We start from the raw sequence: 13,667 nt of genomic DNA, 5'->3' as shown, positions 1-13,667 counted from the left end.
ATATCCGGTTGCGGCGGCCGGATCCGCGTGCGTACGGTCAGCCGGGTGCGAGGGCGAGGGCCGGCCGGGTCGCTGTGGCGGCACCGGGACTTCATGCTGCTGTGGAGCGGCCACACGGTGAGCCTGTTCGGCTCGCAGATCAGCTGGATCGCCCTGCCGATGGTCGCGGTCGCCGTGCTGCACGCCACCACGTTCGAGGTGGCGCTGCTGGGGGCCATGAGCACGTTGCCGGCGCTGCTCGTCTCGCTGCCGGCCGGCGTGCTGGCCGACCGCCACCGCAGGCGTCGGCTCATGATCGCCTGCGACGCCGGACGCGCGCTGGTCATGGCGTCGGTGCCGGTCGCCGCCGTGGCGGGCCGGGTCACGATGGCCCAGCTCTACGGGGTCACCCTGGTCGTCGGCGCGCTGGGCGTGGTCTTCGCCACCGCGGCGGGCAGCCTGACGCCGGTGCTGCTCGGCGGGGACCGGCTCACCGACGCCAACGCCACGATGAACACCGCGCGCGGCCTGGCCGAGATGGCCGGGCCGAGCGTCGGAGGCGTCCTGGTGGGGCTGGTCGGCGCCGCCCGCGCGGTCGCCGCGGACGCCCTCTCGTACGCCGTGAGCGCCGCGGCCCTGGCGTCGATGCGCCTGCGGGAGCCGAAGCCCGAGCGCACCCCGCACCGCGGGCGCTTCCTCGGCGAGATCGCCGAAGGGCTGCGGTTCGTGCTCGCCCAGCCGGTGCTGCGCGTGCTCGCCCTCTCCGGGGCGGTCAGCGCCGTGCTGCTGCGCGGGATCAGCTCCGTGTGGCTGCTGTACGTCGTGCGGGAGCTGGACTGGAGCGCCCGGGCGGCCGGGCTCGTCTACGGCCTGAGCCTCGTCGGCGGGGTCGCCGGGAGCATGGTGGCCGGGCGGGTGACGGCCCGGCTCGGCATGGGCCGCGTGATCGTCCTCGGCGCCCTGCTGTCGGCCCCCTTCGAGCTGGTCACCCCCCTCGTGCCGCCCGGCCTGGCCGGCCAGTGGACCGTCGGGCTGGTCTTCACCTTCCTGACGGCCGCCGGGATGGTCCAGACGACCGCGGCCCAGACGGCGCGCCAGCTGCTGTGCCCGCCCGGCATGCTCGGCCGGATGAACGGCTCCACCCACTTCCTGCAGGCGGGACTGCTGCCGCTCGGGCCGCTCCTGGCCGGCGCTCTGGGCACCTGGATCGGCCCGCGCCCGGCCCTGCTCATCCTGGGCGGCGCGACCCTGCTGTGGCCGCTCCTGCTGTTCCTGTCACCCGTACGGACCTTGGATGTGAGATGAACACCGTGAACGACGACCGGTCGCGCTCTTCCCGGCGGCTCGCGACGCGCTATTTCGAGATGTGGAACACCGGCGACGCCTCGGCGGCCGAGGAGATCCTGAGCCCGGACTGGGTGGATCACGCGCATCCGGAGGTGGCCGGGCCGCAGGGCGTTCGGGAGGCGGTCGAGCGGATCCGCGGCGCCCGCCCGGACCTCCGGTTCCGGATCGACGCCGTCCTCGGCGAGGGCGACCTGGTGGCCGTCGTCGGGAACGCCGGCCGTGGCCAGGACGCGGACGGAACCCCGCTGGTCTGGCTCATCCGCGTCGAGGACGGCCTGCTCGCCGAGATGTGGACCTACCACGGCACCGGCGGGTGATCGGCGAAGTGGGTGGCACCGCCCGCGGCGTCCTTCCGCGACCCGTCAGGGCTCGAGGTCGGTGACTCCTCTGCCGCTCGACATGTCGAGCGGCACCGAAACCTGGTCGTGCGCGATCAGCCAATCGCCGTCGGTCTTCCGGAAGCAGAAAGTGCCCCGGACCCACATGCCGCTCGTCGCCGTCCCGTTCCTCAGCGTGCCGCTGAGCCGGCCGAAGCAGTGACCGAACGCGACGTCATCGCCCACGGTGAGGGTCAGGTCGCGAACCTCGTAATCCACATCCTGGAAGAACGCGAACGCGTTCTCCCAGTTCTTCAGTTTCGCGTCGATCCCCACATGCTGCAGCGGAGGCTCGACGTCGAAGGACACGACGTCCGTGGCGTAGAGCCGCTTCATGCCTTCGAGATCCTTGGCCCGGATCCCTTCGACGATCCTGCCGATCTGCCGCCTGATGATGGCTTCGTCTTCCTCGCGTTGCGTAGGCATCGCTGCCCGTCCCTTCGATTCGGTGTCTCTCGCTGATTCGACCGGACAGCACCCGGAAATGTCAGGTCCCGCGGATGGCCCTTCTTTACTCATGGGGCCGCGACGCCTGCATCCCCGCAGGCGGGGATGCCCGGCAACTGATCAGCGGTGTGTCTCGCGGGGTTCGCCGGTGATCCAGTCCCAGCCGGTGATCGTGGTGCGCATCAGCCGGGCGGCGGTCGACAGGTGGCTGTCGGCGCCCCAGTACAGGGTGACCGTGCGACGGCAGTCGGGGCTGTCGACGGCGACCCAGACGACGGGAGCAGACGGGTCGCCGCGGCGCGCGAAGCCGGGGACCAGGCCGATGCCGAGGCCCGCGCCGATCAGCTCCGCGATGGCGATGTGCTCGTCGCTCTCGCAGACGATCTTGGGGGTGAGACCTCGTGCGGCGAAGAGCCGGTCGAGCAGCCGGCGCAGCCAGTGCCCCTTGCGGGCGGTGACGAATGGCTGCCCGGCGAGTTCGTCGATGCTCACGGACGTGCGGCCCGCGAGCGGGTGATCGAGCGGCATGGCCACACCCACGGCCTCGTCGAACAGCCGCGTCGACTCCATGCCTTCTGCACCGCCCCCGCGATCTGGCGGGGCCTGGCCGGGCTGCACATCGTGCGCGACGACGCCGAGGACGCCCTCGGCCTGCCCGCCGGGCCGCGCGAGCTGCCCCTCATGATCGCCGACCGGGCGTTCGCCGCCGGCGGCGGCCTCTCCTATCCCGCCCTCGATCCCACCCTGCGTGTACGGCCCGGTGTCCGCGAGCCTTACCTGGCCGGGGTCCTCGGCGACGTCATCCTGGTCAACGGCGCGCCGTGGCCCGTGCACGAGGCCGACGCGGCCCGCCATCGGCTGCGCATCCTCAACGCGTCCAACGCCCGCCACTACGAACTCGAAGCGGTCACCGACGACGGGCGCCGCCTCGACCTCGTCCAGATCGGCGCCGACCAGGGACTCCTCGCCGTCCCGGTCGTCCACACGCTGCTGCCGATCGCGCCCGCGGAACGCTACGACATCGTCGTCGACTTCTCCGGCGTCCCGATCGGCGGCCTCGTCAGGGTGGTCAACCGGCTCGGCTCCGGCCGCACCCGCGACGTGATGGCCTTCCGGGTCGCGCGCAGGGCCGCCGACGACAGCCGCGTCCCCCGCGCCCTGTCCACCGACCTGCCGGCATGGCGGCGCTCGGACGCCGTCAGGGTGCGCGATTTCGCCTTCCGCGCCGGGCGGATGCACGCGGGCCACGGCTGGCTCATCGGCGGCCTGCCGTTCGACCATCACCCGGTTCGACGGCTATCGCGGCCGCTACCTCTTCCACTGCCACAACGCCGAACACGAGGACATGGGCATGATGGCCAACCTCGAGATCGTCTAGGCCGCCCGGGCCCGTCAGCCGACGGCGGCGTCACGCCACCTTCGAGGACGGGGCGGTCCACGTGTTGCAGGCCCCCGGGTCGCCGGACGTGAATCACTCGTTGATCCAGTAGGTGAGCGACTGCCTGTTCCCGTCGTACTTGCTCGCCCAGCCGCGCAGATAGTAGAGCAGGTCGTCCCAGTCCTCGCGGTCACGCCGGAAGGACTTCCAGAAGCTTCGCAGGGAGGCTCCGGCGAAGCAGTAGCTCTGCAGGCTGTCTCGCCGGGTCTGCTCGTGGAGTTCGGCCTTGCTCCGGTAGTCGACGTTGAACCAGGCCCGGTAGATGCCGGTGACGTTCTGCACGTGCTCCCCGTACTTGGACGCCGGCAGGTTGAACAGGTGGAGATCCCCCGGCTCCTCCAGGAGGTCCTTGGAAAGCACGATCAGGATGGTGCGCGACGCGTCGCAGTAGTAGGCGTCCAAATCGCGCCACTTCGAGCCGCAGAACTTCGCCGGCGGCCTGGTGGCGTACGTGAGCTTCACCCGGGACTGCTTCAGGCCCGTCTGCTTCAGTTCAGCGGTCCAGGCGCGGTTGAGACAGTTCAGTACCTCGTTCAGATAGACCTTGGCGGACCTCGCGTCCGCCTTCTTCACCGGCCTTTCCCGGCAGCCGGTGGCCGGCAACGGTCCCGCGCCCTACAGGCGGTCGTCCGTGAGGGTCCTGCTCTTGATCGGATGGGCGGCGGCCGTGCCGGAGACGGCCGGGACGAGCCCCAATGCCACCGAACCGGCGAGCGCGATCTCGGCGAGTTTCACGGGCGACGAGGTTAGGCCACACAAAAGTCCACCGGAAGCCTTTTTGTGAATATCGATCCGGTTCGCGGGTGGTAGTGAGGTGTATAACGGGGGCGCGGCAGCGCAGGCGGATATGGAGTGCGCATGGTTATCAGACGCGCCGAACCGGCGGACGCGGAGGCGATCGCCGCCGTCCATGTGCGGTCGTGGCAGGCCGCCTATCCGGGGCTCATGCCCCAGGCATATCTCGACCGGCTCACCCCGGCCATGCGCCTGCCTGTCTGGGAACGGCTGCTGGGGGAGTCCTCACCGCGGCGTACGGAGGTGCTCGTGGCGGAGACGGACGGCGCCGTCGCCGGGTTCGCCTCGCTCGGCCCCGGACGGGACGAGGACGTCGACCCCGCCTCGGTGGGGGAGGTCTCGGCGATCTACCTGATGCCCGAGGTGTGGGGCGCCGGGATCGGCGGGCGTCTCATGGCCGCCGCGCTGCACAGCCTCGCCGCCGCCGGGTATGAGCAGGCCATTCTCTGGGTCGTCGACGGGAACAGCCGCGCGCGGCGGTTTTACGAGCGCGGCGGCTGGCGCCCCGACGGCGCCGTACAGCGGGACGAGTCGGACGGCTTCCCGCTGACCGAGGTCCGCTACCGCCGGGAGCCGCACCGTTGACCCGTCGACCGGCGGGGTGATAGATCCTTCACCAGCGTCGCGGTGCACCCGGCAAACAGGCCGCCGAGGGCATGGAGGCGCCGGTACAAGGGATGACCTTGACGACATCGCATGGACGCCTGGTGGCGTTCGGCAACCAACTGATCGACGTACACATCTGGCTCCGCGAGGAGCTCGCGGAGCTGCGCGAGAGCATCGACGCCCATCTGGCCGGCACCCGGCCCCGCGAACTTCGGGCCCACTGCCTGGCCTTCTGCTCCGCGCTGAACCGTCACCACACCGGTGAGGACGACGGCGCGTTCCCCGAGCTCGCCCGGCGGTTCCCCGAGTTGCGCCCCGTGCTGGAGGAACTGCGCCGCGACCACCGCCTGGTGGAGGACTCCCTCCGGCGGCTCCAGGCCCTTGTCGGCGCCCTGGACCAGGCGGCGGACCCCGCCGAGGTGCGCCGTGAGCTGGACAGTGTGGCCGCGCTCATGGAGACGCACTTCGTCTACGAGGAGAAGCGGATCGTCTCGGCGCTCAACGCGCTGGACGCCCCGGACTGGCACCGCTCCCGCCCCGAGTTCCTGCGTACGGACGAGAGCGAATCCTGAACGGGATCCTGGGAGCATCCGGCGCCCGGTGTCAGTCGAAGTCGAGGCAGACCGCGTACCAGCCGCCCGACAGCCGCTCGGCGCTGGAGACGTCGAGAACGCGCGCGTCACCGCCCGGCAGGTAGGCGAAACCGCACTCCTCCAGCATGCCGCCCGCGTCGGCCACACGAAGGTGCGTGACGCCGTTCCATCGCCGGACGCCGTTGATGGAGAACAGTCCGACGCGTTCCTGCACGCTCGCCCAGCGCTCGTCTTCCGGCAGCGACCGCGCGTAGCGGGCGAGGGCCGGTTCGGAGACCAGAAAGGCCAGCTTCATGGGGATGCCGAAGCCCACCAGCGCGAGGGTGAGGACTCCGGCGAGGGGCGGCACGAGGGCCCAGCGACTGCGTCTGTAGTCACGGTAGAAGAGGAGCACCAGCCACATCAGCCCGGACAGGAACCACGCAGGCACGATCACCAGAAACAGCACGAAGCTGCCGCCGGGGCGGGCCATGGCGACAACGGTCAGGGCATAAGCCGCGGCCATCGGCGTGGTGAGCGCCAACCCCCACCACCAACCCCTGTGCGTCCCGTTGCCGGCCATTCTCGAATCCTGGCCGACCAGCCTCCGCAGCGACCTGGAATCCCAGAGATTCGCGGCCGCTAGCGGCCGGGCTTCGGCCTCCTCGGGCTGCCGCGCGACCCCGGGCTCGGCGGATGGGATCAGCTTGGAGCGGGCGTCATGACGAAGTCCCGGAAGCGGGTGGCGGGGGCGGCCAGGACGTGGTCCGTACGCCAGGTGAGGCCGATGGTGCGGCGGGCGGCCTGCGCCGCGATCCTGACGCCGACGGTGCCGGACTGGCCCGCGAAGGGTTCCGGGACGATGGCCACGCCCAGCCCGGCGGCGACCAGGCCCTCGATGGTCGCGAGGTCCTGGCTCTCGAAGGAGACCGCCGGGGACACCCCGGCGTCGCGCAGCAGCGCGTCGACCAGGACGCGGTAGCCGAAGCCGACCGGAGTGGTGACGAGTTCCTCGTCCGCCAGCTCCCGGAGCTCCACCTCCTCCCGGTCGCGTAGCCGGTGGCTCGGCGGCACGACGAGCACCAGCCGCTCCTCCTGCAGGGGATGCCAGCCGAATTCTCCGGGGGGACGCGGGGAGGTGATCGCGAGGTCGGCGGCCCCGGTGCGCAGGTCCTGGACGATCTCGTGCGCGGGTTCCTGGCGCAGCAGGATGCGCATCCGGGGAGCGTGCTCGTGGAAGGAGCGCAACAGCCGCGGGACGAGAGAGGTGGCGATGGAGTCGAGGAAGGCCAGGCGCACCACGCCGCTGTCCGGGTCGAGCAGCCTCCCCAGATCGGCCAGCAACTGCTCGTAGCGCGCCGTGAGGTCGCGTGCGGCCGTCACCACGAGTCTCCCGTTCGGCGTCAGGTGGACGCCGTCCGGCGCACGCTCGAACACCCGGGTGCCGAGCTCGGCCTCCACCCGGGCGAGGGCGCGGGAGAGCGTCGGCTGGCTGGTGCGGAGGACGGCGGCGGTGTCGGTCACGTGCTGGTGGTCGGCGAGGGCGACCAGCCAGGACAGGTCCCGGAGCAGCATGTCCGCCATCATACGCAATGCGTATCGAAACCGGCGGTTTGTGGCATTAGACGCATAGCGGCAGGAAGCGCACAGTCGTTGGGGTGACCGCTGTTCTTGAGACCTCTGCCGTGGACGGACACCTGCCGGGGACCGCCGGGTATCGGCGCGTCGTCGTCGCGCTGTTCGCGGCCGGGGTGGCGACCTTCGCGCTGCTGTACAGCACGCAGGCGATCCTGCCCGAGCTCGCCGCGCAGTTCGGGCTGTCCACCGCGGAGAGCACGCTGAGCGTGTCGCTCACCACGCTCGGGCTCGGCGTCGCGCTGCTGGTGGCCGGCCCCCTGTCCGACGTCGTCGGACGTACCCGGCTGATTCATCTGTCGCTGACGGCGTCCGCCGTCGTCGCGGCGGCGTGCGCGCTGGCGCCCGGCTGGCCGGCGCTCATGGTCCTGCGGTCACTCCAGGGCGTCACATTGGCAGGGCTTCCCGCCGTGGCCACCGCCTACCTGCGTGAGGAGCTGCACCCGTCCACGCACGCCCGCGCCGCCGGTCTGTACGTCGGCGGCACGGCGCTCGGCGGGATGGCCGGTCGCCTCCTGACCGGCGGGGTCGCCCAGGCCGCGGGCTGGCGGTGGGCCCTGGCCGCGGCCGCCGTGCTCGGTCTGCTGTGCGCCCTGACCGTACGCGTGCTGCTGCCGGCCTCCCGGCGCTTCACCGCGGCCCCGGCGGGCGTCCGTGCCCTGCTCCGCGGGAGCCTGCGCGCGGTGTCGGACCGCGGGCTGCTCGCGTTGTACGGCATCGGCGGCTGCTCGATGGGGGCACTGGTCGCGGTGTTCAACACCCTGGGCTTCCGGCTCGCGGGCGCGCCGTTCCACCTTGGCGTGGGAGCCGCCGGCCTGATGTTCCTCGTCTATCCCCTCGGCTCGGTGAGCTCCGCGGTGTTCGGCCGGCTGGCCGACGGCTACGGGCGCCGGAATGTGACGCCGCTCGGCTGTCTCCTGGCCGTCGCCGGCGCCCTGGTCACGCTGTCGTCCTCACTGCCGGTCGTGGTCGTCGGGCTCGCGCTCCTCACCGTGGGCTTCTTCGCCGTCCACGGGGTGGCCAGCGGATGGGTCCCGGCTCGGGCGTACGCGGGCGGAGTGTCCACGGGTCAGGCCGCGTCGCTCTACCTGTTCACCTACTACCTCGGGTCCTCCGTCTTCGGCAGCCTCGCGGGCCGCGCCTGGACGGACGCCGGGTGGCCGGGCGTGGTCGCACTCGCCGTGCTCCTGCTCACCGCCACCGGCGCCCTCACCCTTCTGCTGCGCAGAACCCCCGCCCTTGCGTCGGATACAACACCAGGGTGACCCCCGACAGCGCGCTCGACCCCCGAACGCTGACCGGCCTGTGGGACTGGTTGTCCACGCATCCCCCGGGCCTGTAAACGGTCACGCTGCCGTGGGCTCTTCGCGTGGAGTAAGCGGCACCTGCCGGTGATTCCAGGTCGGTTCGTGCCGGCCTCGCCGTCACCGCAGTCCGTGACGCAGGTGGAGGTCGCCTCCGAAGGCTGCCGCGATGACGCGTCCCGTTTCGAAGACGAACTCCGCCTTCACCCACTGGGCGGGATCCTCCGTGTCGAAGCCCTTTGTCACCCGGACGAGCCGCTCGCCGACATGCCGGACGAAGGGCACCTCGGCGGGGGCGGGCACGATGTCCACACGGCTGCCGAGCTCCTCCATGATGTAGCTCTCTCCCGGCTGGTCCGGCGTGACGCGCAGAGCCCAGTCGGCGGTGTCGCGGACCACGACGGTCGTCGTCTCAAGGTGGAGCCATACGTGCAGGAGTTCGGGAGCGTCGGATTCGTGAGTGAACAGGGCCGCGGTGACCGCGGCCAGACGCAGGCTCTCGAGACCGGAGAGATCCATCAGCGCACCGCCCGATCGGGGGCCTCACGAGCCCGCCTGTTCGTGCTCGCCTGTCGAAATGCTACGCTGCGGCACCACTGAAGATCGTGATGTCCGAGTTCCGGTTCTGTTGGAGCACCCAGGGGCAGAAAAGCCCGTCAGCAGGAGCGGCGTCAGAACCGATATCCAGTCCTGGGGTGCGGCGATGCCCATAACGGCACCCGAACCCGCTCAAGTCGCTGTCGTTCGCGCTCCTGTTGGCGGCCTGTCCGAGTTCGACGACAGGTGGAAATCTTCAGGGAAGATGCTCGGCCGACCATCACGGTGAACGCGCACGGCAAGATCGGCAACGTCGCGATTCCTCTGGCAGCGCGATTCCTCTGGCAGGGTGCACCCATGACGATGGAAACACTCTTCGCGGCAGTAGCGGTCGAAGCCTTCCCCGGCGCTGTCGAATGGTACGCCCGGTTGTTCGGCAGGGCCGCCGATGTCGTCGTGGCCGACAATGAGGTCATGTGGCGAGTCGCCGACACCGCGTGGCTGTACGTCATCGAGGACGCCGGACGCGCCGGCCGGAGCCTGGTCACCATCTCGGTGTCCGATCTCGACCAAGCGGTGGCCGAACTGGACGCGCGGGGCATCCGAAGCGGCGACATCGAGACGGTCGGTGACGCCGGGCGTAAGGCCACAGTGACCGACCCCGAAGGCAACGCGATCGCGCTCATCCAGATCGCCGCTACGTAGCCGGCCGGAGAGTTCGCCACCACGCCGCAACCCTCGCCCCATCCCGTCCGCCTCGACCCCGCCGCGGAGCGGCAGCGGGCCGATGCTCGAAGGTCCACGAGGTCGGCGACTTAGGGATGCCGTACAGAGCGCTACGGACAACGCCACCCACCTTCGGCTGTCACTGCGAAGCGGCAATTCACCAACTATCGGCAGGACCAGGGGCCTCCCCTCAGGTGTGCGACATCGGGTGATGGACGACGTCTCGCTGTCGGGTGATGCCTTCCGCTGGCCCTAGATTTCGTCGTTGATGTGTCCGCTCGCCACCCAGATGCGGAGTTGACCGATCGCGCTGAAGCCGCTGGCGAGCGCGTGCGTGAGATGGTCACCACGCTCGTAGCCGACCAGGGGAAGGCCCGCGAAGTGGTCGGCAGCTGCGGTGATCGCTGATGACCAGGCCGCGGCAATGTCACTGCTGTCGGCGACGAAGAGGTTGGAGAGGCCGACCAGCCCGGAGCTGCGGTTCAAGACGACACCCCCGCGGAGGTCCTCGCCGTCGTGAAGGGCGAGCACCAGCACGGACGGGTCGTCCAGCAGCGCTGGCCGGAAGACATCCGGGGCCGGGTCACCGCCGTGCCAGACGGCCTGCCAGTCGCGAAGCCGGGCGGCCGTGGAGACCCGTTCGACAGGCAGGGGCGGCGTTGCCGGTCCGGGGAGCCCTGCTTCGCGGTACACCCACTGGGCGGTGAAGAATTCGACGAAGCCGTCCACTGTGAGGTCGAGAGCGGAGAAACTGTCCTTGATCGAACACCCGGCCGAGGCCGTGTCGATCTCGGACAGGAAGTCGGCCGGCACTGCGTCGGGGCGCAAGGTGACAACGTCGGGATAGTACGGCGGCGTGCGACAGGCACTGCGCCAGGCCGTTTCGCCGAAGCTGTTCGCAATGCCATGAGACCGGCAGACCGAGGCACACCAATCGGCGTTGTTTCGAGCTGCGGCGGCACGGATGAGGGTTATCTCGGCTGAGGTCACCCGGACAGCCTGACACTGCTCATGCCCTTGCCGCGCGTCCGTTTTCCCGTTGTGCGACGACAACGGCGCGCAAGTCGGTCCCCGGAAGCCTGAGCGCGCGATGCGGAAAGCCCGCGGCAAGGTGCAGGACCTTCCCACGGGCTTTCCGCTTCCACGACTTGCGGCACTACCTCGCGTCGCTCCTGATCGTCTCGGGCGCTGACGCCACGCGGTCGCCGATCACACGTCGTAGTAGAGCTCGAACTCGTGCGGGTGCGGGCGGAGGCGGATGGCGTCGACCTCGTTCTCGCGCTTGTAGGAGATCCACGTCTCGATGAGGTCCGGCGTGAACACGCCGCCCTCCAGCAGGTAGTCGTGGTCGGCCTCCAGCGCTTGGAGCACCTCCTCCAGCGAACCCGGCACCTGCGGGATGTTGCGGGCCTCCTCAGGCGGCAGCTCGTACAGGTCCTTGTCGACCGGCTCCGGCGGCTCGATCTTGTTGCGGATGCCGTCGATGCCGGCCATGAGCATGGCGGCGAAGGCGAAGTACGGGTTGCAGGACGGGTCCGGCACGCGGAACTCGATGCGCTTGGCCTTCGGGTTCGAGCCCGTGATCGGGATGCGGATGCAGGCCGACCGGTTGCGCTGGGAGTAGACGAGGTTGACCGGGGCCTCGTAGCCGGGCACCAGGCGGTGGTAGGAGTTCACCGTCGGGTTGGTGAAGGCCAGCAGCGACGGGGCGTGCTTGAGCAGGCCGCCGATGTAGTAACGCGCCATGTCCGACAGGCCGGCGTAGCCGACCTCGTCGTAGAACAGCGGCTCGCCGTCCTTCCAGAGGGACTGGTGGCAGTGCATGCCGGAGCCGTTGTCACCGAAGATCGGCTTGGGCATGAACGTGACCGTACGGCCCGCCTGGATGGCCGTGCTCTTGACGATGTACTTGTACAGCATCAGGTTGTCGGCGGTCTTCAGCAGCGTGCCGAACCGGAAGTCGATCTCGGCCTGGCCGGCGGTGCCCACCTCGTGGTGCTGGATCTCGACGTCGACGCCGGCGTCGATGAGGTTGCGGACCATCTGCGAGCGCAGGTCGGTGAAGTGGTCCATCGGCGGGACCGGGAAGTAGCCGCCCTTGTAGCGCGGCTTGTAGCCCAGGTTGCCGCCCTCGGACGCCTTGCCGGTGTTCCAGGCGCCCTCGATCGAGTCGATGAAGTAGTAGCCGGCGTTCTGCCTCGTCTCGAAGCGGACGTCGTCGAAGATGTAGAACTCGGCCTCGGGACCGAAGTAGACGGTGTCGGCGATGCCGGTGCCCTTGAGAAACTCCTCGGCCTTGCGGGCCACGTTGCGCGGGTCGCGACTGTAGGCCTCGCCGGTCAGCGGGTCGTGCACGAAGAAGTTGATGTTCAACGTCTTGTGCTGCCGGAACGAGTCCAGCACCGCCGTCGTGGGGTCGGGCAGCAGCAGCATGTCCGACTCGTGGATCGCCTGGAACCCGCGGATCGACGAGCCGTCGAACATCAGGCCGTCGGTGAAGACTTCCGGGCCGAAGTTCTCGGCCGGGAAGGTGAAGTGGTGCGTCGTCCCCGGCAGGTCGGTGAACCTGACGTCGACGAACTGCACACCCTCGTCCCGGATGAACTTGAGGACGTCATCGGCTGAGTTGAACACTCTCGAACCTCCCAGGGGCATGGGCCAGCATGCCGAAGGTAGGCCGGTGCCGTTTCCGCCCCGTGTCTCGACTGTTTCGCGCGTGTTAAGGGAAAGCGCTACCCACGCAGGCGCGGCGATAACGTCGGCCCGCCGTTCCCCGGGCTCCATCGTACGGCCTTCTCGCAGGTCAGGACCCTAACGCGGCCGGGCAGCGCGTTTCTCCGGAGAGGCCGGAGGCGCGGTCGTAGGGATCGGCGGGCTCGCCGGACGGCCGCGATCCTTGCGGATCGTCGGGAAACCGCGGGTGAACGAATCCGTCGCCCTCGGTGCAATTCGCGCCGAAGACCGCCGATTTGTCCGCGGCCAGCCAGACGACGAGCCCGCCGTCCTCCCGGTATGCGCTGAACTCGTTCCTGTGGTGCTCGACGATCCTCGTCACCGTCGAGGGGGCGCCGGGGCGGCTGACCGGATGGACGAACAGGTAGTCCGCCTCGATCGTGACGCCTCCGCCGGCCCTCTTGGAGATCGTCGTCTCGCCGGAGACCTTCACGACGTCCCCGGCCGGTTCGGCCGTGCCCGGGGCGAGGCTGAACAGCCAGGACCGGGTGCCGGAAGGGCCGCTGTCGCCGAGGCGGCGCAGGAACGCCTCGCGCTGCCGGGGATGCAGCAGGCGGATGAACTCCTCGGGGCGCTCGCCCCGCACCGTCGCGGGGTCGAGGTGCGCGGCCGACAGCAGTCGCCGTACGCGTGACAGGGCCCGGCCGACCTCCTCCCGCGTGAGCCCGCCGAGGGCGCGCGCCGCGGGCATGACCAGCCCCTGCTCCCCGTCGGCGTAGCCGGCGGCGGGAGTGCCGGCGAAGAGGCCGGCGGGCGGAGCCGGGACGGGGCCGTGGTCGAACAGGCCCTCCTCGCCGTCGGGGATCGGCGTCGTCACGGGCGCCTGCCGGGCGATCACCGGGCCGGAGACGATCAGGTCCTCGTTTCCCGCGGGGGAGCGGGCGATGCGGAGCTTGTCCAGGACGTCCGGCCGCATGGTGACGACGAGCCCCACGAGCACGATCAGGCCCGCGATCGCGACCAGCACGGCCGGGCGGCGGCGCCGGCCCGGCGTGAACGAGTCCGACTCGGCCGCCGCGGTCATCCGCCGGATCTCGTCCTCGTCGAACTGCGCGACCAGCGCCTCGAAGCGCGCGTCGATGTCATCCGGGTCCGCCGGCCGCACGGTTCCCTCCAAAGCGTTCATGTCGGAACGATTCACGATAACCGGGATTTCATGCGATGGCCTGCC

At 70.2% G+C, this 13,667-nt stretch carries 16 protein-coding genes; 7 read left to right on the top strand and 9 right to left on the bottom strand.

Features of this window, described 5'->3' with window-relative positions; genetic code table 11:
• Positions 1-45 precede the first annotated feature (45 nt).
• Both AB0O28_RS07150 and AB0O28_RS07145 read left to right on the top strand, forming a co-directional pair.
• Positions 46-1,284, top strand: a complete 1,239-nt coding sequence (locus AB0O28_RS07150) for an MFS transporter (protein ID WP_363637202.1) — start codon at positions 46-48, stop codon at positions 1,282-1,284.
• Entirely contained in the window at positions 1,281-1,643 is a 363-nt protein-coding gene (locus AB0O28_RS07145; protein ID WP_363637200.1) for a nuclear transport factor 2 family protein, read from the top strand. The genes AB0O28_RS07150 and AB0O28_RS07145 overlap by 4 nt, the downstream gene beginning before the upstream one ends.
• A 45-nt stretch (positions 1,644-1,688) precedes the next feature.
• On the opposite strand, the gene AB0O28_RS07140 is transcribed toward AB0O28_RS07145, so the two are convergent.
• Together AB0O28_RS07140 and AB0O28_RS07135 are read right to left on the bottom strand one after the other, a co-directional pair.
• The gene (locus tag AB0O28_RS07140; RefSeq protein ID WP_363637198.1) at positions 1,689-2,222 is read right to left on the bottom strand and encodes a nuclear transport factor 2 family protein; all 534 of its coding nucleotides are present in this window, start codon (positions 2,220-2,222) and stop codon (positions 1,689-1,691) included.
• A 48-nt stretch (positions 2,223-2,270) separates the two neighbouring features.
• On the bottom strand, positions 2,271-2,720 hold the full coding sequence (locus AB0O28_RS07135) for a LysR substrate-binding domain-containing protein (protein WP_363637196.1): 450 nt from the start codon (positions 2,718-2,720) through the stop codon (positions 2,271-2,273).
• 640 nt (positions 2,721-3,360) lie between these two features.
• Here AB0O28_RS07135 and AB0O28_RS07130 point away from each other — a divergent pair.
• Positions 3,361-3,528 carry a multicopper oxidase domain-containing protein gene (locus AB0O28_RS07130; RefSeq protein ID WP_363637264.1) on the top strand — a complete coding sequence of 56 codons (168 nt, stop codon included), beginning with the start codon at positions 3,361-3,363 and terminating at the stop codon, positions 3,526-3,528.
• A gap of 93 nt (positions 3,529-3,621) precedes the next feature.
• On the opposite strand, the gene AB0O28_RS07125 is transcribed toward AB0O28_RS07130, so the two are convergent.
• Positions 3,622-4,161, bottom strand: coding sequence for a hypothetical protein (locus AB0O28_RS07125; RefSeq protein ID WP_363637194.1), 540 nt, complete (start codon positions 4,159-4,161; stop codon positions 3,622-3,624).
• 285 nt (positions 4,162-4,446) lie between these two features.
• Between AB0O28_RS07125 and AB0O28_RS07120 the strand changes: the two genes are divergently transcribed.
• Both AB0O28_RS07120 and AB0O28_RS07115 read left to right on the top strand, forming a co-directional pair.
• A complete protein-coding gene (locus AB0O28_RS07120) occupies positions 4,447-4,968 on the top strand; it encodes a GNAT family N-acetyltransferase (protein WP_363637192.1) in 522 nt (173 codons plus the stop codon).
• A gap of 98 nt (positions 4,969-5,066) precedes the next feature.
• The gene (locus AB0O28_RS07115) at positions 5,067-5,561 is read left to right on the top strand and encodes a hemerythrin domain-containing protein (protein WP_363637190.1); all 495 of its coding nucleotides are present in this window, start codon (positions 5,067-5,069) and stop codon (positions 5,559-5,561) included.
• A gap of 31 nt (positions 5,562-5,592) precedes the next feature.
• On the opposite strand, the gene AB0O28_RS07110 is transcribed toward AB0O28_RS07115, so the two are convergent.
• Both AB0O28_RS07110 and AB0O28_RS07105 read right to left on the bottom strand, forming a co-directional pair.
• On the bottom strand, positions 5,593-6,144 hold the full coding sequence (locus AB0O28_RS07110) for a hypothetical protein (RefSeq protein ID WP_363637188.1): 552 nt from the start codon (positions 6,142-6,144) through the stop codon (positions 5,593-5,595).
• Positions 6,145-6,263: 119 nt separating this feature from the next.
• Positions 6,264-7,136: a LysR family transcriptional regulator gene (locus tag AB0O28_RS07105; protein ID WP_363637186.1), complete on the bottom strand. Its 873-nt coding sequence runs from the start codon at positions 7,134-7,136 to the stop codon at positions 6,264-6,266.
• Between the two features lie 83 nt (positions 7,137-7,219).
• Between AB0O28_RS07105 and AB0O28_RS07100 the strand changes: the two genes are divergently transcribed.
• Entirely contained in the window at positions 7,220-8,461 is a 1,242-nt protein-coding gene (locus AB0O28_RS07100; RefSeq protein WP_363637184.1) for an MFS transporter, read from the top strand.
• A gap of 159 nt (positions 8,462-8,620) precedes the next feature.
• Here AB0O28_RS07100 and AB0O28_RS07095 read toward each other — a convergent pair whose 3' ends face one another.
• On the bottom strand, positions 8,621-9,019 hold the full coding sequence (locus AB0O28_RS07095; protein WP_363637182.1) for a hypothetical protein: 399 nt from the start codon (positions 9,017-9,019) through the stop codon (positions 8,621-8,623).
• A 264-nt stretch (positions 9,020-9,283) separates the two neighbouring features.
• Here AB0O28_RS07095 and AB0O28_RS07090 point away from each other — a divergent pair, with 264 nt between their 5' ends.
• Positions 9,284-9,742: a VOC family protein gene (locus AB0O28_RS07090; protein ID WP_363637180.1), complete on the top strand. Its 459-nt coding sequence runs from the start codon at positions 9,284-9,286 to the stop codon at positions 9,740-9,742.
• A 273-nt stretch (positions 9,743-10,015) separates the two neighbouring features.
• Here AB0O28_RS07090 and AB0O28_RS07085 read toward each other — a convergent pair whose 3' ends face one another.
• The 3 genes from AB0O28_RS07085 to AB0O28_RS07075 form a co-directional block, all read right to left on the bottom strand.
• Positions 10,016-10,753, bottom strand: coding sequence for a hypothetical protein (locus AB0O28_RS07085; RefSeq protein WP_363637178.1), 738 nt, complete (start codon positions 10,751-10,753; stop codon positions 10,016-10,018).
• Positions 10,754-10,972: 219 nt separating this feature from the next.
• Positions 10,973-12,397 (bottom strand): type I glutamate--ammonia ligase, encoded by a 1,425-nt coding sequence (gene glnA, locus AB0O28_RS07080; RefSeq protein WP_363637176.1) that lies wholly within the window; start codon positions 12,395-12,397, stop codon positions 10,973-10,975.
• A gap of 169 nt (positions 12,398-12,566) precedes the next feature.
• Positions 12,567-13,622 carry a hypothetical protein gene (locus AB0O28_RS07075; protein WP_363637174.1) on the bottom strand — a complete coding sequence of 352 codons (1,056 nt, stop codon included), beginning with the start codon at positions 13,620-13,622 and terminating at the stop codon, positions 12,567-12,569.
• Between the last annotated feature and the right edge of the window lie 45 nt (positions 13,623-13,667).

It is taken from the genome of Microbispora sp. NPDC088329 (assembly GCF_040685655.1).
GTDB lineage: Bacteria > Actinomycetota > Actinomycetes > Streptosporangiales > Streptosporangiaceae > Microbispora.
This window is presented reverse-complemented; position numbering and strand designations above follow the sequence as displayed.